The following is a 23,124-nucleotide window of genomic DNA, read 5'->3' as shown; positions in this document are numbered from 1 at the left end:
GGTTATGCAGAAAAGGAAAATAGGCATACATGCTGCAGGCTTTATCGGATGGGGAGGTGGAATTGATTTTCTCAGGATGATCATTCGAAGTATTCTTGCTACAAAGAAATATGAGGTAGTCATATTACTACCTGATCATTTAAGCTTCAGGGATAGAGTAAGAAGAAGTTTGTCACATTTCAGTTTAACCGCAAATAAAAAAAATAATGCCCCCAGGCAATTCAGCGATCACCGGAATTTATTTAAGGAGTTTAGCCAGGAAGCGAAAAGTGTTACCTATAAGAAAAGCTTAAAGAAAGCCGTAAAGCAACACCGTATTGACCTGCTCATTCCCTGCATAGAGGCTGTAAACCCGGATATTGATATTCCCTGGGTGGGCTACATCTACGATTTCCAGCATGAATATCTTACACAGTTTTTCACCCCTGAAGAAATTAAACACCGGCAAGTACAATTTGGCAACACTGTACACACCGCCAAAAATGTAATTGTAAACTCATACGCAGTAAAAAAAGATATTGAAAAGTTTTATCCGGACAGTACTGCCAAAGTCACCAATCTTCCTTTTACGCCTTTGTTCAACAGGCAATTACTTAGCAGTGATTTTACGGAGATAAAGCAACGGTATGCCTTACCTGATAAGTATTTCATCATCTCCAACCAGTTCTGGATACACAAATCACATATTACAGCTTTCCGTGCCCTGCACATTTTACATTCCATATCGAATGACCGGATTGCTATTGTCTGCACAGGTGATACCGGTGATTCCAGGCGCGCTGATTATTTTGACTCGCTGAAAAAAGAAATCCGGGATTTAGGAATTGAAGACAACGTATTTTTCCTGGGGTACATTTCAAAGCCCGATCAGATCCAGCTGTTATTGCATTCAGTAGCGCTGATACAGCCCACTCTTTTCGAAGGTGGACCCGGTGGCGGAGCTACCTATGACGCTATTGCCTTTTCAAAGCCAGCCATCATCTCTGATATAGATATTAATAAAGAAATCAATGATCCGCTGGTAACTTTTTTCCAGGTAAATAATCATGCTGACCTCGCAGATAAAATGAAAACGGTGCTTGAACAACATAAAAGCAGCCATTGGAAATTAGACGTTAATAAACTGGAAGAAGAAACAGCACAAAGGATAAGCATATTGGGAGATGTTCTTTCAGCACTTATTGATTCGATCTGATGACCTTTATTTTATCTATAGAGGAAGATATCAGTCCTCCTCTATAGATAATGGCGCTATTATCCATTTATTTCACTCAGCTCCAGCCAACGCATTCCCTTCTCATCCAGTAATTGAATAATTTCACCAATCCGGTGGGTCAGGGGTTCCATCTTATCAAAGGGCAATTCTCCACTTGACAAAGAGGCTTCAATTCTTTTCTTTTCTGTTTCCAGTTGCTCCATCTCTTTCTCCAGCAGCTCCAGTTCCCGTCTCTCCTTAAAAGACATCTTGCGGCCTTTGTTCTCTACAACAGGAGTCACTGTTACCATGGGTTCTGGTACCGCTTCTTTTTTAGGTACAATGGTCTTTTTCTTGTCTTCTTCCTTCTGCCATTCACGGTACTGAGTATAGTTGCCAGGATAATCGCGGATTTCGCCATCTCCTTCAAAAACAAACAAGTGCTCCACCAGTTTATCCATAAAATACCGGTCGTGGCTCACAATGATTACACAACCCTGAAATTCCTGTAAGAAACTTTCCAGGATGCTAAGGGTTGGTAAATCGAGATCATTGGTAGGTTCATCCAATACCAGGAAGTTTGGATTGCGGAATAAGATCGATAACAGGTGCAACCTTCTTTTCTCACCACCGCTCAGTTTTGAGATGTAGGTGTATTGCTTTTCCGCCGGGAACAGAAATAGCTCCAGGAATTGTGCGGCGCTTACTTTAGTGCCATCTGCTAATGGGAAGTTCTCGGCAATATTCTTTACGAACTCTATCACCCGCATATCTTCTTTTACCACCAGACCCGTTTGGGAATAATTACCAAACACAATGGTTTCCCCGATATTGATCTTCCCGGAATCGGGCTGTTCTGTACCCAACAACATATTCAGGAAGGTAGATTTACCAACTCCGTTTTTACCAACAATGCCTACCCGTTCTCCTTTTTTGAAGGTATAATCCATCCCTTTCAGGATCTTCAGATCTCCAAAAGATTTATAGACTTTCTTTAGCTCCAGGATTTTTCCGCCCAGGCGGGTCATCTTCACATTTAGTTCCAGTTGCTGGTCAGCTACTTTGGTGCTGGCTTTTTCCTTTACCTCATAAAAAGCATCCTGGCGGGATTTGGATTTGGTGGTACGGGCTTTAGGCTGTTTACGCATCCATTCCAGTTCCTTACGGTAAAGGTTACGGGCTTTGTCCACACTTGATTTTTCGCTTTCTTCCCTGGCAGCCTTCTTTTCGAGATAATTTTCATAATCTCCTTTGTAGATAAAAAGCTGTTCCTGGTCCAGTTCCATGACTTCGTTACAAACGCTATCCAGGAAGTACCGGTCGTGCGTAACAAGCAGCAGCGTTACCTTTTCCTGATCCAGGTAATTCTCCAGCCACTCAATCATAGATACGTCCAGGTGGTTGGTGGGCTCATCCATGATAAGCAATACGTGTTTATGCTCGAAGCCAATCTCGATCAACACCTTAGCCAGTGCTACCCTTTTTTGCTGGCCGCCTGAAAGGGAGCCGACTGGTTGATCCAGGTTATGGATATTAAGTTTTCCTAATATCTGTTTCACTTTGGTATCGAAATGCCAGGCGTTCAACTCGTCCATTTTAGCAATGGAGTCGGTCAACTTATCCAGATCAGGCTCGTGTCCTTCCTCTGTAAGCAGTTCATACTCTTTGATAGCGTTTAGTACCGGGTTATTATGATTGAAGATGTTTTCGATTACGGTTTTGGAGAGATCAAAGTCGGATTGTTGCTCCAACATTACAACGGTTACGTCTTTATGAATCCAGACTTTCCCACTGTCGGGCACATCCTTTCCGCATAAAATGCGGAGCAAGGTGGATTTTCCTGTTCCGTTAAGCGCCACCAGCGCTATTTTATCTCCTTCTTCGATATGAAAAGAAATATCCCTGAATAATGGTTTGGTTCCAAAAGATTTGGTAAGCCCTTCTACTGTAACGTAATGCATGGTGCGAAGTTATAAATTATCGGCAACACTGGAAGGGAACAGGGATTATGTATTTGATATTATGATTTTTTTCGTATATTCATTACAGGATAATCAGGGTTTCCTGTACCTGACATTTTTTTCGACAAATTGTTATTTCGGCCTTTGTCCATTATTATCCTCCCCTCTTTGCGATGAAAAATAAAAAAAGCCCTTGCGCTGGTGCGGAAGGGCTTGTGTCTGTATATAATTTCATCAGAAGTCGTAATAAAGTTGTCTGAAGCTACTGCGTAGGCCAAACTGAAATATCAGCTCTTTGTTGTCGTACAGGCTATTTTTTTCTCTTCGACCTGTTACAGACAGTTCCAAACGCAAGTTATATTTTGGATTGAGCAAAAAGGCTACTGAGCCCTGAACATACGTTAAATTAGTTTTCAAGCCCTGACCAATATGGTTTCCGTAATCTTCGTTACGTGTATTATAAGACTTAAAAATATCTTTCCCATAATTTATACCCGCAGTATCCAGGCCATATTTTGCCACCATTAATTCGCCTTTAAAGAACCATCTACGGTATTGATAGTCTGCGATATTAACCCACTCGATGAAATTAGCGCCCATTGGGTGTGCCAGTGGTTGATTATAATGTCCGTAGTTGTTTAACGTAGACCGCTGTGAGTAAGTATATGGTCGTGCTGCATTTACTTCAGTCAGAACATTCAGCCTGGGCACCTTAAAGATATTGTTTGAACGGAACCCTATTTGTCCTCCAAATTTATTTGCCCACCAGCCTTTTCCACTGGTCATTTCACTGAATTTAAATTCATCAAGCAAAAACTGCCCATATATGGTAGAATTAACCGAAGGTGCATATTTTACATTCAGCCCCATGAGTGCATTATCCGGAGAGCCTACTGAGAATTCCACCGGGCGCAGAAAAACAATAGGATTGAGATAACTCATATCAAACCCTCTTTTTCCTGTTGAATCGGAGTCCTGCCAAATAACAGCCTCGAAAAAGCCAATCGTAACTTTCTTTGATACATTCCAGTCGAGGTAGTTAAACACCCCCCACTTTTTCCGATAGCCATTGTCGTATGAGGCCCTCGGATATTTCATATCAATAAACTGTGCCCACATTGTGGTATACTGTACTCTTCCTACATTAGCTATTACCTTAAGGAAGGGATAGTTAAACGAATTATCAGAAAGGAGCATGGACCTGTATCCGTCGCCTATGAAATTTTTGTCATATCCCAATTGGAAATCGAGAAATTTCCCCGCCTTATAACTGAGTAAGGCAGATGAATACGCAAAGTCAAAAGCTTTCCCATTGCTATAGTCTTTCCATTGCCCCTGCCCCGGAACAATCATCGTTTGACGACCGTAGCGATCAATGTACTCTGGAAACTTGCCCTGGTTCTCGTAAAACTCTGTACGAAATGTAAAGTTTTTCCCCAAACGTCCTCCGGCAATCACACCTCGTGTATTCAACCACGTAGTGCCATTATCAGAACTATTCCCAATAAGCAGATCAGGTAAAAAACTGGCATAAAAATCATAGTCTGCCGTACTATACTGGAGCAGGTGTTCGTTGAAGAGCTTACGGTGAAACCAGCTTCTCTTCTTGGTGGAATCTTCCTGGGGGAGTTGAAACTCTGGTTGTATCATGTAGTCCCGTTGGGAAGAATGATAGCTGAAACTATTGGTATCAGCGGTGGCTTTATAAAAGCCTAAGGAAAACTGTCTGCCGGCACTCTGCGCAAATGATCCAAAACTAATAGCGAGACAACTTAAAGTGAAAAGGGCTTTAACAATCTTTGTATGTAACATGTATTAATGTGTGCTTGCAAGACGCAAATATATGCTTTTAAGCACATTAGTATCACTACTATAAATGAGAATTAAGTTAGCAGCCACCTTTCTGAAAAGCAAAGACAGCCGGAAGCGCTAATGGACCCGGCTGTCTTTGTTCATAAATCCGATACAGGAAAACTACCTTGAAAACATGTTTTGGTCTTTTAGTAACCCATTTATGGCATTGGTAGTGATTTGCGGTATCCGTGGCAGTGTAAAGGAATACATGGTACACCAGTCGGTGGTCGGTATATTGATAACCGTTCCGGATGCGGGCGTTTTTTTAAACACAATAGCCGTAGGCACCGTTTTTATTGTTCTGAAAGCAAAATCATATCCCAATAATTCTACTTTTTCAAATTTGAGCAGTTTAGTATTAAGAATCGGTGTGCCATCCGCCTCGAAACCAGTCAGAGGGGCGCCATCATACTCTCTGCTGGGACATCTGATAATATCCCCCTTTTTAAGACCCAAACCGGCAAAAAGAGGGGAATTGGGACTGGTTACCTTAAATCCTTCCCAACCATCATTCTTAGCAATAGTGCCATAGCCACCTCCGTCAAAATCGCATCCAATACTTGCGATAATAGGATATTTTAATTTTGATTCTTTCCAGTAAATTGTCTTCAGACTATCGGCAATAGGGGGTTCACCCAATCCTTTATAACAAACAAGCTGATGTTGCAGGCTGTCCACTCTAACCTGCCACCACATTACATTACCGGAAAGTACCAACGCATGCTTCCCTTCGGCTACAAACCTGTCAAAGTTCCGTCTGGCTGGCCTTGACCAGTATTCACTGTGCCCAATAATGATCAGGATTTTGCCTTTTATGTTATCGAAGTTTTCCAGATCCTGGTCGCAGATAACCGTGTATTTATAGTTTTGCGTTAACATCCATTTAAGGAAGCCGGGGCCACCATATTCGGAAAAACGGATAGGTCGAAGAAAGGAAACTTTCTTTGCTACAGGAAGCGTGTAAAGACTTCTCCTGCCGGATTCCGAGTAGGCGTTCTCGGTGTTGGATGGGTATACTACTGTAAAGTCCGCAGCATCTTTTGATTTAATTACAAAGGGAATTTTCTTACCAACCAGGTAGACGCCCGTCTTCGCGTTGGCTGGAATCCTGAAGCGAATGGGATGTTCATATTGGAAACCATCTTCTGATGGGAGTTCTCCCTTAGGACTTTGGTGATATGACTGCTCAACTTTTACAACAAAACTCACGTCACCAGCCATGTCATATACGTTAACTGATTTCTTTTTATGTACACTATCTGTGGATATAAAGAGCGCAGCGCTATCTCCGGGGAAATAAGACATCTTATCGGGATAACCATTTAGTATAGCACCGTCACTAATAACTGAATCTGCGCCGGGTTGTATTGGTGGCGCTACTGATTCGTTGTTGGAAGACTTTTTACAGGAATAAATAACAGCAGTAACAGTAAGTAGAGCCAGCACGGCTACCTGCTTAATTTTCAGATGATACATGAAGCAACAATTGCTTGGGTTAGGAAATTTGATTACTAATAGCTAAACTTAAAATCGGACATCAAAGGATATCAATTATACAGATTTACTTTTCTGAATACAGCCTGTTCACTATCCAGGGGAGGCAACGCGACTGGTAACTTATGGGCTGCAGTGGTATCTGTTAATTTCTTTAGAAAAGAGATTATACTTTGTTTTTCTTCCTCTGTAAGATTTAACTTTTCCGGAGGGAGCGTCTGATTTACTAACGCAATACCCTGTCCAATCCCTCCACCATCATTATAAAAATCCAGTACTTCTTTCAAAGTATAATAGATTCCGTTATGCATGTATGGTGCAGTAAGCGCAATATTTCTAAGTGTTGGTGTACGGAAGGCATATAGGTATGGGGCCGCCGGGTAAAGGTTGTAGCGTCCCCGGTCTTCGTCAACCTCTCTTGATCCCGGAAACCGGGGAACACCTATGACTTCCACCTCTGCCTTGGCAAAATCAGGAGGAAGCGAGCCATTAAATAAAGGTGCAAAATGGCATGTGCCACATTTAGCTTTCCCCATAAAGAGATTAAAACCATGTATTTCCTCAGGGTTTAACTGCGAATGATCACCGCGCATATATTTGTCAAATGGCGAATTAAAGCTGGTCAGGGATCTAATATAAGTGGCAATTACATTTTGCAGATGATATGGCGTAAGTGCCTCTGCCGACCGGGGAAAAGCTTTCTTAAAAAGTGCGGTATATGCCTTACTTCCACGTATTACATCCATTGTTTTTGCAATAGAACCGTGCATTTCGTTGGGGTTGGACAACACGTCGGAGATCTGGTCCTCCAGGTAAGTTACCCGTGCATCATAGAATAGTGCCGGTTGTATACCTGCATTCAACAAGGTAATGGTGTTTCTGTTTATGAAAACCTGGCCACTGATAGCCGGGCTTTTTGCAAAGCCATCTGTAAATGCTTTCCCCGGCTGATGGCAGGTGGCGCATGAACGTTTGCCATTTCCGGAAAGAGCCGGGTCAAAAAACAGATAGCGCCCAAGCGCCTCTTTTTCTTCACCGGGATATTCTTCTTCATCACTGATATAAAAATCAAAAGAGAAAGCATTCTTATCAAAGAGACTCCCTGCTGAGGTACTCACAAGTTCTTTTGAACCGCTTATCACTATCCCTGCCTGCTTTAACACACCTACAAGCATTGTCCCCAGAGGGTTTGCATACGTCGTAAAAAAATGCAGCCGATCGAATGAATCAAAATCCTGGTTATGCTGTAAATAAGCAATGCCACTGTCTACAAGATTATTCATCTTCTTACACGCCGCAGGATCAGATTTACCTAACTCGTCGTTGTAAATAGCAATAATATCATGGAATGACGACCAAACCGAAGCAACTTCCTGTATAGCATTTCCGCTCAACGGAGTGTCATATCCAGCAAGTCCAAGTACAGAAGACCGGAATAATTCCTTTCTAAGTGCCTTAAAAACTATAGTGTCTGTGAGTTGCTTTTTTTCAGAAATATAAATAGCTTGTCGTAAGCTTATAATAAGTTCTTTTGTCAGCCCCGACAATTCAGTGCTATCCTTACTGTTATATTCAGGGTACAATAATGCTTCTATCACCTGAAAACCCTCAGGGGGCTGAATGGTATTGGCATTATCTTCTTCTTCCACTTCAGGAACTGGAGCGCCATTAATTACTTTGGCCAATTCAGGATTTAAGTACGCTGTTAGAAACTCCACCTTTTTATAGTGCAGCCTGGCTTGTCTGAATAGTTCCCGGATCTGAGGAAGGGAAGCCTTATTTCTGACTGCTCTATCCAATTCCTTTACTTTTGCATCTGTACCCTTAAGGTGTTCGAGGTAATAATATTGTACCTCTTCAGTTTTTACAATGGTGCCGGTACCGCAGTTACACGCCTGCAAAAAAGAAAACAGCAACAGGCAGCTTACTTTTAGGGATAAATTCATAAATATTGGATTCCTGAAATAACAATACAACCCTCAGGATAAAGGATATATTAAACCAGACCCCGCTTTTTTCACGGCATAGCGTCTCAGCTAAAATTTAAAACGCCCTGGGAAAGGAAAAGTTACAGGTATAGGTAACATATTTTAGCGGGAAGGAAGATGGTGGTCATAAACTGTTGTCAAAATTTAACAGGGAATACTTTTTAAGCAAAAAAAATCCCGTTAAAGCCGCCGGTCAGGACCAGCCGGTTTCTAATAATTGTCTGTAAACATTCTTTATACCTGTTTCCAGCTCTATATTTGCCTTCCAGCCATAAGAATGAAGTTTACTTACATCCATCAATTTACGTGGAGTGCCGTCAGGTTTGGTATGGTCAAATTTCAGTTGACCTTCGTAGCCAACAATCCCGCAAATCAGCTTTGCCAGATCTACAATACTGATATCTTCTCCAACACCAATATTAACCAATCCTTTTTCATCATAGTTCTCCATAAGGTAGAAACAAGCATCCGCCATATCATCCGCGTGAAGAAACTCCCGTCTCGGTGTTCCGGTTCCCCATATAACTACTTCCGGTACGCTCTTAACGTGTGCTTCATGAATTTTTCGAAGCAGCGCAGGTAAAACATGTGAATTATTCAAATCGTAATTATCATTGGGGCCGTATAGGTTGGTCGGCATTACCGAGATAAAATTGCATCCATATTGCGCCCTGTATGCGTCACACATCTCAATGCCTGCAATCTTGGCTATGGCATAAGGCTCGTTGGTTGGTTCCAACGGACCGGTTAGCAAATATTCTTCCTTTAATGGCTGCGGTGCCATTTTTGGGTAAATACAGGAAGATCCCAGGAACATCAGCTTCTTTACCCCTGCCTTAAAAGAATGATGGATCACGTTGTTCTGGATCATCAGATTTTCATAAATAAAATCTCCCCGGTAGGTGTTATTAGCTACGATACCACCGACCTTTGCTGCTGCAAGAAATACGTATTCGGGCTTCTCGTTTTCAAAAAATGTGGCTACAGCCTGCTGATTACGAAGATCCAATTCAGAAGACGTTCGTGTAATAAAATGGTGAAATCCGGCAGCTGCCAATCTTCTCATGATTGCTGAGCCTACCATACCACGATGTCCTGCAACATATATTTTACTATCCTTTTGCATCTTCTTACTCAAACTGGTTTAATACTTTATAACCCGAATCTTTTAATAATTTCTCACGTTTGAACAGCTCAACATCCGCTTCCACCATTTCTTTTACCAGTGCAGCCAGGTTATATTTGGGCTCCCAATTAAGCTGTCTTTTCGCTTTTGCCGGATCTCCTATTAACAGCTCCACTTCTGTGGGTCTGAAATAGCGCTCGTCAATGGCAATAACTTCCTGGCCAGGTTTAAGCAGTGAACCGGATGAGTTAACATGTTTCACTATTCCCTTCTCATCAACACCTGCACCTTTAAATTCCACTTCTATCCCTACTTCTAAAAAGGCCATTTTAATAAAATCACGCACTGTATTAGTAACTCCTGTAGCTATCACAAAATCTTCCGGTCTGTCTTGCTGAAGGATTAAGTACATCGCTTCCACATAATCCTTAGCGTGTCCCCAATCTCTTTTAGCATCCAGATTTCCCATATACAACTTCTCCTGCATACCGAGAGATATTTTGGCAACGCCTCTGGTTATTTTCCTGGTCACAAAAGTTTCCCCTCTCAAAGGGCTTTCATGATTAAACAATATACCGTTACAGGCAAACATATCATAAGCCTCGCGGTAATTGACAGTAATCCAATATGCATACATTTTAGCTACGGCGTAGGGAGAACGGGGATAGAAGGGTGTTCTCTCAGATTGCGGTACTTCCTGAACCAGCCCGTATAATTCTGAGGTGGATGCCTGGTATACCCTTGTCTTTTTAGTAAGGCCGAGCAAACGAACAGCCTCAAGTACCCGCAGTGTACCAATCCCATCTGCATCTGCCGTATATTCGGGTGATTCAAAACTAACCTGTACATGGCTCATGGCGCCGAGGTTGTAAATTTCATCAGGTTGTACTTCCTGGATGATACGGATAAGATTGGTGGAATCGGTAAGATCCCCATAATGCAGTTTAAGCCTGACCCCTCTTTCATGTGGGTCCTGATAGATATGGTCGATCCTGTCTGTATTAAAAAGGGAACTCCTTCTTTTAATACCATGAACCTCATATCCCTTATCCAAAAGTAACTGTGCCAGGTAGGCTCCATCCTGGCCAGTAATTCCAGTTATAATAGCTTTTTTCATTATTGATATTAATTCTCCGCAAAAATACTCACAAGATATGGTTATTGTTATTGAATAACCTTCATATTTTTACTTTTATTAATTTGTGAGCTTGGTTTACTTTTGGTCTCCTCTTTCATGGCCCTGATGAGTGAAGTTTTGTCATCGTCGGTGTCACCATTTATCTCCCATATCATAATCCCACCCACATTTCTCATGGCAAGATCAACTTTCTTCTTGATGGTGTTTATGCCATTATAATAGACTCCATTAAAAGAATCTGCGTTGGGATCAGCACCTTTACTTATCAGGTCTTTGTAATACGGCGGCACTACCTTAGGGTTACGGCCGTAAGTAGGTAAACCTAGATTCGCCTTCTCCCGGGGAAGCTTGCGGTCAATAATCCAATAGTTCAGGCAATTTACAGCGAAATCATAGCTTGAGTGCGAAGCTTGTTCCATATCATCGTAAGCCATAATATTAAAATAGTCTACCACCGGATATAGTTCATCTGGCGCTAAAGCGCCCCACTTAGGCTTACCTGATACAGCCATGGTTAATAATTTCCCCTTCTGGTGAAGCCTCACAGAAAACTTTTTAGCTAACTGTACCAACTTCTGAGGCTCATCTGAATTAAATTTTGGATATTCCCAGTCTAAATCGATACCATCCAGTTGATATTTGTCCACGATAGCCATTACATTATCAACAAACTTATCCATCAGCGCGTCACTTTCGGCAATCTTTGAGAATGTCTTATCTGTGTATTGTCCGCCAAGCGCCGCAATTACTTTCACTTTTTTAGGCCTTGCATTGGCTACAATATCATATAGCTTGTCATAGGTCTTATCATTGGCAATTGTACCATCTGGCATTGGCTTTAGGAAAGCAAAATTTACGCAGGTAATGTTATCATATTTAATTTTTGTTACCGGTCCCCAATTTGAGAAATACCCAATGATTCTAAACGGGGCAGTAGCCGCAGACTTAGTAGTTTGGGTTATTTTCTTTTTCTTTTTTGTTCTTTGGCCTGAAACAGGAATGGCGACTATCGCACTCATCAAAAGCAGGAGCAGCTGAAAAGATCTAATTTTCATATGATTCATTTTTCTAACTTTTACGCCGGGAAAAAGTTTTTCTATTTCCCGCTATTACATCAGCAAAAACTTCTTCATGAAGCTTAATAACACGTTTCCAATTATAATAGTTGTTAATCTTGCTATTATTACCCGACAGAAAACCATCTTTATTTTTTGCAGCGAGCATATCTACTTCTGAAATACATACTGCAAGCTCGCGGCTATTAGTAAAATAAAGCGCGTTTGCGCCCAATACCCCTCTGTTAAAGTTATTACCATGCGCAAAAATAAAAGCATTTGAAGCCATTGCTTCTAATAATGAAGGATTGGTTCCTCCCACGGTATGCCCATGCAGATAGGCCTTACAATAACACCTGAGCGAATCCAGCTTTTGTTTATCATATACCCCTCCGAGAAATCTTATATTCTTATTTTTATATTTTTCTTTCAGATAATTTCCATATTTGTTCTGATGGTTTCCGATAACAATAAATGGAGAAGAATGCCCTGATTCAAGGTATCCATCCAATATCATAGCAATACTGTTTTCAGGCTCGAGCCTGGCAACCAGAAGGAAGTATTCATTAGCCTTGAGATCATACTCTGTCAACAGTTTCTCCTCAAAATCATAAACTGCATCTGCACCGTATGGCAAATAAATCGTATCCGTATTATGAAACTCCTTATAATATTGCTGAATTCCCAGATTATCGGAAATCAGGTAATGAGATTTTTTTATAGCCAACGTCTCAAAATACCGCATCAGCCGGCGGGTAATAAAATTCCATTTAGAACGCTTCCATTCCAGTCCATCCATATTGGTTAACACCGGAATTTTACTGTTCTTCAGTAGAAAGTAAGATGGAGATGCCGTACCATATCCTGCCTCATAAATGAGATCAAAGTCTTTTGTCAGCGCATGCTTAAGGGATCTGTAATCATAAATAAAGTTCCCAACAGCTCCGATACTCTGCTCGGGGCTTTTCACTTTCTCAATCTTTACCCCTTTAAAAGTATCTTCCTGATAACCGTGAAAATGCGGATTATATACAGTTACATCGTGTCCTAACTCAACAAGGCCCACAGAAATATACTCGGCAAACTGTTCAAATCCTCCGTAATTATTGGGAATCCCCCTTGTGCCTAATATGGCTATTTTCATCTTACTCTACTATTTATCATTTCTTAATTTTAAAATCATTAATCGCGGCTAATAAATACACCACTGGCAGTGCACTCACAATATTGTTAATCCCTACCTTAAAGACAGGGTAATGCGACAACGTAAAAATGAAATAAACAAAAATGATTAAACCCAGAAAATATTTTTTATTCCTATTAAAAAGCAACACAATTAAAGGTGACAAATATAAAAGAAGTCCCGCCAATCCAATGAAGTACATAGTAGTGATCAGATATACTTCTGAATAGATTTTTTCAACAAGTCCCGGGTTTCCCCCCAGAAAAAAAACCAGCGGATAGTCATTAAACAAACGGATAGGGTTGTGATAAATATGCTCCACCAAAATATCCATATCATGCGTGAAGATCATTACAACCATATTCACTATCATTTCATTAAAAAACAACATGACCGCAATACTGAGCACAATCAATGCCAGAAAAAAATTAATAGCGGCTTTAACATTGGTTCTCATCAATATAATAAGCCACATCAGCAGCATGATAAGATAGGCAGTTTTTACTCCCGACAGTAAGATAGACACAACGATCAGGGCAATCTTCCATCCCTTCATTTTAACGGGGAATTTCTCTATCTGCAGGATAATAAGTGTGGCAAGAGGGATATAAAACTGGCTGTGCGTATCCAGAAAATACCCTGCATGCCTCAAAAAACCATTAGTTCCTTCCATATCCAGGTAATCAGCGAGATTCTGGTTCAGTATTTCCAGGTATGATTTTACAGCCGCATAATTACCCAATATCGTATTGAAGAAAAAGTGAATAATATTTACTGCTGCTATAAAAAGTCCTGCACTGATAATCCACCTGAGCAAAACTTCCATTCTACCGGTTCTGTAAAACGTGAAATAGCAGGCATAACCGAGATACCAGTAAAAATAAAAATTAGAAATTGTTCTCAGGCCTTCCAGTGCACCATCGGCAACTCCTAAAGCTGCAATATGACCGAGCACTGTAACCGCCTGCAACAACAAAAAGCCAATGAAATGAGTATAAATTGCGGGACTCGCCGCTCTTGAAATGCAAATAAATGTAAATACAAGAACGGATACCGAAATAAGAAAATATGCCCCGAACGGGTTTAAAAATTTGCCCAGATAAATAAATACTAAAAGACAGATGACCGGCAGTAATAATTGAAAAGTCAATAAAGAGAGCAGGATCTTTTCCCGGAGCTTTTGCTTCGACCACACTATTCCGCCAGAGAGCTCCTTATTGATCTGTATTGTATTCATTTACCGATTACTTTTTTTACCCGCAACTTTGCAAGATCCTTAACTGCTCTAAAAAACACCCTCATCAATATCCAGTTGGTATACTTGAAATCAACTACCAGTCTGGATACGACATAATTGGCCTTCAGAATTGAAATAAATTCATTTTTATGTATCAGCGAGTTGGCTGTTACCCTGTATTTGACTAATGGCTCCGTAATGATCCTGACTTTATATCCTTTAAAAAACAAAGTTAGCCAGAGATAATAATCTTCTACACTGATAAGCCTTTTCTCTTCTTCAAATACAACATCCGGCGTTTTTCGTACCATTACCGATGAGGTACAGATTTTATTATGCAGCAACATCTCCTCAAGTGTAGGTAATGCCGGCAACTTTGGAGACCAGGTTTTAACACGATCTCCGAAAAAGAAAATGTTAGTAGACACCAGGTCCACATTCTCTGTAGTAATTACCTGATACTGGCGTTCCAGTTTATCGCTAAGCCAAATGTCGTCTGCATCTAAAAAAGCCAGATAAGTGCCGGCTGACGCTCTGATTCCCATGTTACGCGGTCCGGCGGGGCCTCCAAAGTTCTGTGCAGGTTTAAAGTACTTAATCCTGTTATCCTTTTCCACGTATGCCCTGATAATTGATGCGCTATAATCAGTAGAACAATCATCCACTAATAACAATTCCCAGTTAGTATATGTTTGTTGCAATACTGAATCAATAGTATCAGCAATATATGCCTCCGCGTTATAAACAGGTATTATGACTGAAATTAGATGCTGCATACTTTTAACTTACTTGTTACTGGCGTTTTATTCTAGCCACTAATTTAGCCGGATTAAGGCTAATTGCCAGGAAAAGATACCACATCCGTTTCAAAAGATTTTTCTGAAAGAGAAACCTGCGATAAAATTTCAGATGATAATATGTAAGCTTTGATCTCAACGGCCCATAGCTGGTGTGAAACAATTCATTACAAATAGCATAAGGTTCGCGGATTGCTTTGTATTTAAGGTCGTTTGAAACGCTTCCTGCGTGTATGCGAACAAATGTAAGTGGTGCTGTCAGGTTTTGCATAACAGCACCATCTGCAATCATCCTGGCAAAGATAGCATAATCCTCGGCAGGGACATATTCCTGTTGATAACCATATTTTTGGAAAAGCGCCGTTTTACCCATTACGGTTCCATGCAATACTCCATGCATAGCAGTATGGTAGCGTTTTTTTATTTCTTCGTAAGTAGCTGGAAAGTTGGTTTTGAAAATAATTTTACCTGTATCACTATCAAAATAAGCAGCATTGCTACCCACCACATCCAGTTCCCGGTTACGCTCCAACAACTCATATTGTAACCTGATGCGATCTTCGTGTACGAAATCATCCGGATCAAGCCTTAATATATAATCACCAGAGGCTATTTTTAATCCTGCATTAAGTGCATTGGCAAAACCCTGGTTTTTGTTCAGGAATACCGGTTTTAGTATCTCAGTTTCTTCTGCAATTTCTGTCAGGATCCTTACAGAATCATCTTTAGATCCATCGTCAACTACTATGATCTCCCTCGGTAGCAACGAGGAGTTCATCAATGAGTCAATAAACTGACGGAGATATTTTCCATTATTGTAATTAGCCGATACTACTGATATATTCGCCTGCTGACGGTTCATAAAAATATTTGGATTAACCAATTATAAAAGGTCGGAAAGCCCTGTGCCCCTGGCACAAACTGCTGATATCCAATCGATAATGGCAAAAGGCCTTGAAAACCGTTCCGTACCTCAGCTTTTCTTAGCTGCATCTTCCAGCGATTTTATTACTTTGGCAGGAATTCCCCCGGCAACCACTCTATCGGGTACAGATCTGGTTACAACTGATCCGGCCCCAATCACGCTGTTTTCCCCGACAGTTACCCCGGGAAGAATAATTGCATTAGCTCCTATCCAACATCCTTTTTTCAGCACTACAGGCCTGGACGGATAATGTCCCTGGTAATAAATTGGTATTTCAGGATTGTCAAAATTATGATTTGTTACATAAATATGAACACCACTCCCTATCAGCACATCATCTTCAATAGTGATACTAACGTCAAGATTGGCAGACGCCCCATGTAAGTGTGAACATGGCCGGATAACCACCCGCTTCCCTATCGATATCTGTGAACAACCCACAGCATATGCTCCGGCCCGGAACTGGGCGGTTTTATCAAAATGATAAAACTTTTTCTGGCAAAGTTTCAACATGGTCGACTGAAAATGTAGCTTCCAATGTGTAGAAGGTATGTCAGGCCCTATCCTGTCGGCTAGCCTCCAAAATTTCAGTTTATCGCTCAATTCTTTGATGAACATGATAAATATCTAAGCGTGCTTGTTTTGATGATTTTAAAGCTTGACGTCCTTCCCATACCTTGTGCAACTAGTCCGGCAACTATACTGAGAATTCCGGATTCCGTTCCTTAAAAGGAAACAAGTCAGGGTGAAATTGTTTACAATTAATAAAACGCTCTCAGCAGAGACAAAATACCTTGCTAGCGCAAGTTTACAGCAAAAAACAGGGATAAACAAGAAGAGATCATTTTTTTTCAATATCTTTAAATCTTATGAAAACGATATCTCTGTATATTATATCGTTGAGGTTCCCGTCGAAAGGATGAGCAACGTCTGCCAAAGATAATTAGATGCCCGGAAATCGAGATGTGCTGACAAATATAGGCCATTGCATTTATACAACTATTTTAATAAGCATATAGTACATAAAACCGGCTTAAAGCCAATTTATGTTTCATTATTTCAGCATATAATATTTGTTTACGACTATGATAAAGAAAATCTATCGAAAAATTATTAACCGTCTTGATTCTTCACCGAAGTTTCCAGCAGATTTTGAAGCTGAGCACCAACGTATCTGCGCCAAGGTTGCCCCATTTACAATGACCAGCCAGGAAAGGGTTTTTAGTCTTATTGAAGCAGTAAAGTATATACATAAATATAAAATTCAGGGGGATATTGTGGAGTGTGGTGTCTGGAAAGGTGGCAGTATGTTGGCTATTGCTGAGACACTGAAGGCCGTAAATGATACCGACAGGGAATTGTTTCTGTACGATACGTTTGAAGGAATGTCTGCCCCCTCAGCCGAAGACGAAACCTTTAATGGAGAAGATGCCTCTGACCTTTTGCAACAGGATCAGGCGAAAAAAGGACTTATATGGGCTTACTCTGCATTGGACACCGTAAAGCAAACTATGGCCCTGAGCCAATACAACCCTGAAAAAATAAACTATATAGCCGGAAAGGTAGAAGACACTATTCCTGCCAGGATGCCTCAAAAAATTGCCTTACTCCGGTTGGATACAGATTGGTATGAATCAACCAAGCATGAATTAATTCACCTTTTCCCTCTTCTTCAAAGAGGGGGAATTCTTATTATTGACGACTACGGCTTTTGGAAGGGCGCCAGAAAAGCTGTAGACGAGTATTTCGATGAATATCAATTTCCTGTTTTCCTGAGTCGTATTGATGATACCGGAAGAATCGCCATTAAGCAATAATAACTTCGCTATATTATGTCTGCTGATAAAGTACCGTATAATTTTAATCCGGATATCCGTTACCCTATTTATCTTGTCCGTAATGGCATCCTAAAGGCTGTAAAGAAATACTGCCCGCAATTGAAAGGCACCTTAATGGATTTTGGTTGCGGATCCAAACCATATCGAAGCTTATTCGATGTAAAAGAATATGTTGGTGTTGACCTGTACAACCCCGCACACTTGCATGATGACGAGCCGGTAGACGTATTCTATGACGGGAAAACCATTCCTTTTCCTGATGAGCATTTTGATGCAGTGTTCAGTAGTGAGGTTTTTGAACATGTTTTCAACCTGGATGATATACTTAAAGAGATTAACCGGGTGATGAAAAAAGGTGGAAAAATGCTGATCACCTGTCCTTTTGCCTTCCCCGAACACGAAGAGCCTTATGACTATGCCCGTTACACTGTTTTCGCACTAAAGGAGCTGCTGGGTAAACATGGTTTTAATGTGTTATCTATTGAGAAAACCGGTGACAGTATTCAGGCCATCATGCAACTTCAGATTATCCATATGGTTTCCTACAAATCCAGGATAAGAATCATCAATGGTATCTACTGGAGGGTGGTGGTTATCTGGATGAATCTTTCTGCCCTGCTGCTCAGTAAGATCCTGCCTAAGCGGAAAACCCTATATCTGAACAACATTGTTTTATGCGAAAAAAACGGCTAACCGCCAGTAAAGTTTAAATTGATCGAAAAACTTCCAGATAACGTTTCATTATCAGACGATTGCTGAATTTTTCGAAATATCGCTCCCGACTGCTACGCCCCATGGTTGCTATTTTTTCTTTGTCCAACATCTTTTGAATAGCATTTACCAATTCGTCCGGAGCATCGGGAGCAACAACATAGCCAGTCACCCCGTTATCAATCTGCTCCGGGATACCGGCTACCCTTGAGCCAACTACTGGTTTACCCATCATCATTGCTTCTATGATGACATACGGGAAGTCCTCATTGGCAATTGAAGGCGTTATGAATATATCCATATCCCTCACATACTCCATCACATTTGGCCTGAAGCCCGGCAAAATAACGACATCATCCAGATTATAATCCTTTATGAGCTTCTCGAGTGCTGACCTTTCCTCTCCTTCACCAAATATTACCAGCTTATACCTGGCCAATGGTTGTTTTTGTCTTAACATGGCCACTGCTGTAATTAAAACGTGATAGCCTTTTCTACGGGTCAACAGCCCCACGGCCCCCATTACGATACTATCATCATCAACACCAAACTCACGCCTTAAAATCCCTGATCCGGCAATACTCGTTTCTTCTGTCTGGGTTAATAAAGTATTGGGAATATTGAAGCACTTTTGCTGATCAAAATTCCTGGCCTCAGCCAGCCGGTCACTCGCAGCTTTTGAAGCTGTTATAAAGTAACTGACATACTTGTTAATATATCTGTCCTTCCATTTATCCCAAATATTCTTTTGCGGATATGCCATATTATTGACTACAAAAAGCACACTTCTGATCCCTGCCATCCTGGCGGCAATTGCAGCTATCCTGCATGTTTCAGCTGCGGGATACCCCCCATTATTGATCAATAATATATCAGGCCGTTCCCTTTTGAAAAGCCTGAATAACACTAGGCCGTTATGCAACTGAAGAAGCCCTATCTTATTAAAAACCAGTCCTAATGTATATAACACCCTCGTATAAACGCGCTTTGCCTTTCCTTTTATTTCTCCGGATTGCAATGGATGTCCCCATTGCGGATACGGATTGATAAGTTTTTTTACTGACTTTACATTTTCGGCTCCGCCAAACTTTCTTTTGATCCCCTTCTCGTATTCCTTATTATAGGCATAATAGAAATTCAACAAGAACTCCTCCTGGATTTCTTCTGAGCGCAAAATGTTTTCAATGACATTTTCACTTCCACTATAAACAAAACAATCACTGTAAATCAGAACTTTTCTCATTGGAATACTTCTTCTGTGTTAAATAGTCAGGTGAACAGATTAGTTATTTTCCTTTCTGTTCTTACTCAAAAATCTGTTGATAAACTGAAGATTTCTGTCAAGGTTTTTTCCATCAAGCTTACCAATATATTTCTCAAGAACTGATTTCTTAAGAAAAACATCATAAATCGGGTCTTTTTTATAGAACGCAATGATCTTCTCTTTAAGGGACGTTTTATCAAACGCCGTTACAAGTTCTGATTTACCATCAAATGGTTTGTTGATGATATGCTGGTCTTTCTTATAGTACAATGCTGGTATTCCAAGGATAGATGCCTCAAACAATGTTTGTGAATAAAAAGAAAGATAAAAGTCAGCTTCTGCTATTACCTCTTTAAATGGTTTTTGCTGTTCAATCCGCACTTTCATATGTGGGAAGTACTCATCCAAAAAACGACTATACTGTGAAACATAGCCATTCTCCCTGACTTTCAACACAATACTATGTTTGTAGCCCTCCCCTTCAAGATCCGATAAAACCTCCAGTAAATCATATAGGAAGTCAAATTCGTAGGCTAAATAGGAGTTCATATCAATAAGATTATAACCTCCCGCACCAATAATAATAACAGGATTCTCCCTGTCAATAACCTTAGGCTGCTGATTGCTATAATGGTCCATTCTCGGGTCGCCAAGACAGATTGCATTATCCATTCCTCCAAAGTAATCTTCCTTAATCGCCTCACTATAACTATTTACCCAATCGACTCTTCTCGCATCATAGGAAAAGTTATTCACCAATAAGCCATTGATGATCATATAAACCGGGATACCTTTTAACTTACAATAATTGATAATGAGGTTATTCTCAAGCCACAGCTCTGTTACAGGTACCATTAGCCGCACATCTTGCGGACCAAAATAATTCTCAATATCCTCAATCCGCGAAAAAGCACTTTGCAGAAGTTTGGGCAATTTGGGAACAATCAATTCCAGCAAATTGGCGCCTATATCAAAGCCATCAATTTTCCAGTCGTAAAATGACCTGTTTTTGAAAGCGGTCAGGCTGGATTCTATTATATCAGCGGGTATCGTTCTGTTACGGTAAAATACCCTCCGTTCTTTCAACGCGTTAACCGGGCTCGAATAATTTGCCATGATGACTTTGACATCACGATTCTTTTTTAATTCATCAATGATAGGAAAAGTTGGATGATAATTTTGCAGGTAAATGGCGGGAGCGTCGTTTCTCATTAAGGTTTCTCTTACCCTGCCTATATACTCGAATAGGCCTACCCCCCAACGCTTTATTTTTTTTACAAATGTGTCCGTTTTCATTTTCTCCTCCATCCAGGCAGATATCGGGAAATAATAAGCTGGCACTTCGCTGCCATCCACTTCTTCTATAAATCTTGCCGCGGGGAGAAGTATCTTCACCCACTTTTTGATTACTTCATCCGTTACCGCACAAATGATTTCCCTGCATGATACAACCTTGACTGCACTCAAATAAATAAAGAAGTGAAAGTTATAGGTCACATCATTAAGTATGTTTAAAAGATAAGCGCTTCCAACCGGCACTCCTTTATAAACAATAATGTCATTTCCATCTTTGTCGAGATACCACTTATTCAGAAAATGATGCAATTCATAGTTTCTCTCTTCAAGGTAATTTCTGTCAAGTATATTATCTAAATAAAAAACTTCTATTTTTTCCTTTTCCAGCATTTTCATCAAGCCCAGATCTATTACCAACACGAGATCTGTTTCTTCATTAAACAATGGTTTACAAGAATTCCAGTGGTTCCTGTCTTCCACAATAAAGACCCTGTTAAAATCCCTTTCAGGAATACCAACAAATGCACGTTCCATTTAGTCCTATTTAAAAAAAAGTTTTGGTTTTAGCTGGCTTATCATCTCTAATACATACTTTCTGAAAATACGGGAACAGATGTAATATAAAAATAATCCCATCAGACAAATAGTACCAATGATAAGTAAATACCAGAACAGGTTTAACCTGTTATGTCCTATCGGTATGTACGATTTAACAAATATACATGATATTATTACCGCCAGAGCTGGTAAAACTGCCGGTAATAATACGGTTCTTATTGTATCCTTCACATTGAATTGTAATAATTTACAACTCATAAAAAAATACGCCAGTGCCGACAAAACAAACGACAACAACTTGAATATCGCAAAGGAAGTAAGTCCCCAGAATGAATAGGTAACGGCGATACCAACCCAGAAAATAACTGGCAACATAGCACTTGTAACATATATCATCTTCACCTTTTCATACGCCATAATGAGGATACCCGCCGGAGACGAGATAAAACTTAAACTATAACAAAGTATCAGCAATTGTGTGATAAATACAGAGGAAGCATAGCCATGTCCTACCCAGTTAATAACTAACGCCTCAGAAGTGATGGAAAGGCAAATAACGGGAAAAAGCGTTAATGGTAGGGTTATTACCAGGACATTCACAAAAACCCGCTTCAGCCCCTCAATATCATTGGCTCCGAGATAGTGATTAAATCTTGCTGTAAATGGCGAAAACAAGATCCCATACAACGACCTGATATAGGTCAGCATAGTAAGACCAATTGCATACACCGCTACCGCATCCGCGCCTATCATTTTCCCAATTACAAAAGGATCAAGCTGATAATAAAGTATCCAGCAGACTGTGAGAAAAACGGAGCTAAAGGCTAGCTTCTTTGTTTTATCAAATAACTCCCTGGAATATTTAAACGAGCGAAGTAAAAAAAACAGATCATAATTCAGTCGCTTTTTCACCTGCCACAATCCGGCTATCATTGCTACCGCATTACATATTTGGGTAAATAGAAAATACCCCACCAGCGAATATTCTCCTCTTCCAAAGAAATAAAAAGTAGACAATATTTTGCACAAATTGGATACTATCAGCAGGCGCTGAAAATGATAATCCTCCATCCTTACCGAAAAAATGACCTGCAACATACGCTGCAGGATAAAGGTTGGAGAAAACAAAGCCAATAAAACCAGTAAGGTACTGGCAGTTTTTGTTTCGTCAGGTTTCAGACCATTAACAATTAAATCAGGACGAAAAGAAATGCCCAGCATAATAACCAGGAATAATCCCACAAATACGGTGAAGATAAATGCAACAAATCCCACAATCTTTATTTCTCCTTTCCTGTCGTTTCTGGCGTATGATTCACTTGCATATTTTAACCCGGCGGAAATGAAGCCAAAATCCGCGTAAGACAGGAAAATGTTCAATGAAACTATAATGGTATAGATACCAAATAACGATTTATTTGAAGACAAAAAAGGTGTTACTACGAATAAAGTTCCGAAATTCAGCAGGATAGAAATAAACTGCCACAAATATATTTTGATGTAC

At 40.4% G+C, this 23,124-nt stretch carries 18 protein-coding genes; 3 read left to right on the top strand and 15 right to left on the bottom strand.

The window, feature by feature from the left end; genetic code table 11:
* Positions 1–4: 4 nt before the first annotated feature.
* A complete protein-coding gene (locus QFZ48_RS12785) occupies positions 5–1,195 on the top strand; it encodes a glycosyltransferase (RefSeq protein WP_429042466.1) in 1,191 nt (396 codons plus the stop codon).
* Between the two features lie 59 nt (positions 1,196–1,254).
* Here QFZ48_RS12785 and QFZ48_RS12780 read toward each other — a convergent pair whose 3' ends face one another.
* The 12 genes from QFZ48_RS12780 to QFZ48_RS12725 form a co-directional block, all read right to left on the bottom strand.
* A complete protein-coding gene (locus QFZ48_RS12780) occupies positions 1,255–3,156 on the bottom strand; it encodes an ABC-F family ATP-binding cassette domain-containing protein (protein ID WP_429042468.1) in 1,902 nt (633 codons plus the stop codon).
* A 234-nt stretch (positions 3,157–3,390) separates the two neighbouring features.
* A complete protein-coding gene (locus QFZ48_RS12775; RefSeq protein ID WP_370908539.1) occupies positions 3,391–4,968 on the bottom strand; it encodes a hypothetical protein in 1,578 nt (525 codons plus the stop codon).
* 162 nt (positions 4,969–5,130) lie between these two features.
* A complete protein-coding gene (locus tag QFZ48_RS12770; protein WP_370908540.1) occupies positions 5,131–6,486 on the bottom strand; it encodes a N,N-dimethylformamidase beta subunit family domain-containing protein in 1,356 nt (451 codons plus the stop codon).
* A 71-nt stretch (positions 6,487–6,557) separates the two neighbouring features.
* Complete coding sequence (locus tag QFZ48_RS12765; RefSeq protein WP_429042471.1) at positions 6,558–8,450, bottom strand: cytochrome-c peroxidase; 1,893 nt, start codon at positions 8,448–8,450, stop codon at positions 6,558–6,560.
* 235 nt (positions 8,451–8,685) lie between these two features.
* The gene (gene fcl / locus QFZ48_RS12760; RefSeq protein ID WP_429042474.1) at positions 8,686–9,630 is read right to left on the bottom strand and encodes a GDP-L-fucose synthase; all 945 of its coding nucleotides are present in this window, start codon (positions 9,628–9,630) and stop codon (positions 8,686–8,688) included.
* The gene (gene gmd / locus QFZ48_RS12755) at positions 9,623–10,735 is read right to left on the bottom strand and encodes a GDP-mannose 4,6-dehydratase (RefSeq protein WP_429042476.1); all 1,113 of its coding nucleotides are present in this window, start codon (positions 10,733–10,735) and stop codon (positions 9,623–9,625) included. Before gmd ends, fcl begins: the two co-directional genes overlap by 8 nt.
* A gap of 47 nt (positions 10,736–10,782) precedes the next feature.
* Positions 10,783–11,811 (bottom strand): glycosyl hydrolase family 18 protein, encoded by a 1,029-nt coding sequence (locus tag QFZ48_RS12750; RefSeq protein ID WP_429042478.1) that lies wholly within the window; start codon positions 11,809–11,811, stop codon positions 10,783–10,785.
* Between the two features lie 13 nt (positions 11,812–11,824).
* Positions 11,825–12,955 carry a DUF1972 domain-containing protein gene (locus QFZ48_RS12745; protein ID WP_429042480.1) on the bottom strand — a complete coding sequence of 377 codons (1,131 nt, stop codon included), beginning with the start codon at positions 12,953–12,955 and terminating at the stop codon, positions 11,825–11,827.
* Positions 12,956–12,971: 16 nt separating this feature from the next.
* Positions 12,972–13,667: a hypothetical protein gene (locus QFZ48_RS12740; protein WP_429062513.1), complete on the bottom strand. Its 696-nt coding sequence runs from the start codon at positions 13,665–13,667 to the stop codon at positions 12,972–12,974.
* Between the two features lie 560 nt (positions 13,668–14,227).
* Positions 14,228–15,007, bottom strand: coding sequence for a glycosyltransferase family 2 protein (locus tag QFZ48_RS12735; RefSeq protein ID WP_429062511.1), 780 nt, complete (start codon positions 15,005–15,007; stop codon positions 14,228–14,230).
* A gap of 16 nt (positions 15,008–15,023) precedes the next feature.
* Positions 15,024–15,890 (bottom strand): glycosyltransferase family 2 protein, encoded by an 867-nt coding sequence (locus QFZ48_RS12730; protein WP_429042488.1) that lies wholly within the window; start codon positions 15,888–15,890, stop codon positions 15,024–15,026.
* 111 nt (positions 15,891–16,001) lie between these two features.
* Positions 16,002–16,571, bottom strand: a complete 570-nt coding sequence (locus QFZ48_RS12725; protein ID WP_429042490.1) for an acyltransferase — start codon at positions 16,569–16,571, stop codon at positions 16,002–16,004.
* A 467-nt stretch (positions 16,572–17,038) separates the two neighbouring features.
* On the opposite strand from QFZ48_RS12725, the gene QFZ48_RS12720 reads away from it, so the two are divergent.
* Positions 17,039–17,770 carry a TylF/MycF/NovP-related O-methyltransferase gene (locus QFZ48_RS12720; protein WP_429042493.1) on the top strand — a complete coding sequence of 244 codons (732 nt, stop codon included), beginning with the start codon at positions 17,039–17,041 and terminating at the stop codon, positions 17,768–17,770.
* 15 nt (positions 17,771–17,785) lie between these two features.
* Positions 17,786–18,484: a class I SAM-dependent methyltransferase gene (locus tag QFZ48_RS12715; protein ID WP_370908550.1), complete on the top strand. Its 699-nt coding sequence runs from the start codon at positions 17,786–17,788 to the stop codon at positions 18,482–18,484.
* A 13-nt stretch (positions 18,485–18,497) separates the two neighbouring features.
* Here QFZ48_RS12715 and QFZ48_RS12710 read toward each other — a convergent pair whose 3' ends face one another.
* From QFZ48_RS12710 to QFZ48_RS12700, 3 genes are read right to left on the bottom strand one after another with little or no spacing between them, the layout of a single operon-like run.
* Positions 18,498–19,745 carry a glycosyltransferase family 4 protein gene (locus tag QFZ48_RS12710; protein ID WP_429042496.1) on the bottom strand — a complete coding sequence of 416 codons (1,248 nt, stop codon included), beginning with the start codon at positions 19,743–19,745 and terminating at the stop codon, positions 18,498–18,500.
* 39 nt (positions 19,746–19,784) lie between these two features.
* Entirely contained in the window at positions 19,785–21,596 is a 1,812-nt protein-coding gene (locus QFZ48_RS12705; RefSeq protein WP_429062509.1) for a hypothetical protein, read from the bottom strand.
* A 6-nt stretch (positions 21,597–21,602) separates the two neighbouring features.
* A complete protein-coding gene (locus QFZ48_RS12700) occupies positions 21,603–22,895 on the bottom strand; it encodes a hypothetical protein (protein ID WP_429062507.1) in 1,293 nt (430 codons plus the stop codon).
* Positions 22,896–23,124: the final 229 nt, after the last annotated feature.

The sequence above is a fragment of the Chitinophaga sp. W2I13 genome, assembly GCF_050434005.1.
GTDB lineage: Bacteria > Bacteroidota > Bacteroidia > Chitinophagales > Chitinophagaceae > Chitinophaga.
This window is presented reverse-complemented; position numbering and strand designations above follow the sequence as displayed.

Coding starts and splice junctions, on each gene's coding strand:
- QFZ48_RS12765 (WP_429042471.1), bottom strand. CDS start 8,450: ATGAATTTATCCCTAAAAGTAAGCTGCCTGTTGCTGTTTTCTTTTTTG.
- QFZ48_RS12750 (WP_429042478.1), bottom strand. CDS start 11,811: ATGAAAATTAGATCTTTTCAGCTGCTCCTGCTTTTGATGAGTGCGATA.
- QFZ48_RS12705 (WP_429062509.1), bottom strand. CDS start 21,596: ATGGAACGTGCATTTGTTGGTATTCCTGAAAGGGATTTTAACAGGGTC.
- QFZ48_RS12745 (WP_429042480.1), bottom strand. CDS start 12,955: ATGAAAATAGCCATATTAGGCACAAGGGGGATTCCCAATAATTACGGA.
- QFZ48_RS12785 (WP_429042466.1), top strand. CDS start 5: ATGCAGAAAAGGAAAATAGGCATACATGCTGCAGGCTTTATCGGATGG.
- QFZ48_RS12720 (WP_429042493.1), top strand. CDS start 17,039: ATGATAAAGAAAATCTATCGAAAAATTATTAACCGTCTTGATTCTTCA.
- QFZ48_RS12740 (WP_429062513.1), bottom strand. CDS start 13,667: ATGGAAGGAACTAATGGTTTTTTGAGGCATGCAGGGTATTTTCTGGAT.
- QFZ48_RS12715 (WP_370908550.1), top strand. CDS start 17,786: ATGTCTGCTGATAAAGTACCGTATAATTTTAATCCGGATATCCGTTAC.
- QFZ48_RS12730 (WP_429042488.1), bottom strand. CDS start 15,890: ATGAACCGTCAGCAGGCGAATATATCAGTAGTATCGGCTAATTACAAT.
- QFZ48_RS12725 (WP_429042490.1), bottom strand. CDS start 16,571: ATGTTCATCAAAGAATTGAGCGATAAACTGAAATTTTGGAGGCTAGCC.
- QFZ48_RS12770 (WP_370908540.1), bottom strand. CDS start 6,486: ATGTATCATCTGAAAATTAAGCAGGTAGCCGTGCTGGCTCTACTTACT.
- QFZ48_RS12775 (WP_370908539.1), bottom strand. CDS start 4,968: ATGTTACATACAAAGATTGTTAAAGCCCTTTTCACTTTAAGTTGTCTC.
- QFZ48_RS12780 (WP_429042468.1), bottom strand. CDS start 3,156: ATGCATTACGTTACAGTAGAAGGGCTTACCAAATCTTTTGGAACCAAA.
- QFZ48_RS12735 (WP_429062511.1), bottom strand. CDS start 15,007: ATGCAGCATCTAATTTCAGTCATAATACCTGTTTATAACGCGGAGGCA.
- gmd (WP_429042476.1), bottom strand. CDS start 10,735: ATGAAAAAAGCTATTATAACTGGAATTACTGGCCAGGATGGAGCCTAC.
- QFZ48_RS12710 (WP_429042496.1), bottom strand. CDS start 19,745: ATGAGAAAAGTTCTGATTTACAGTGATTGTTTTGTTTATAGTGGAAGT.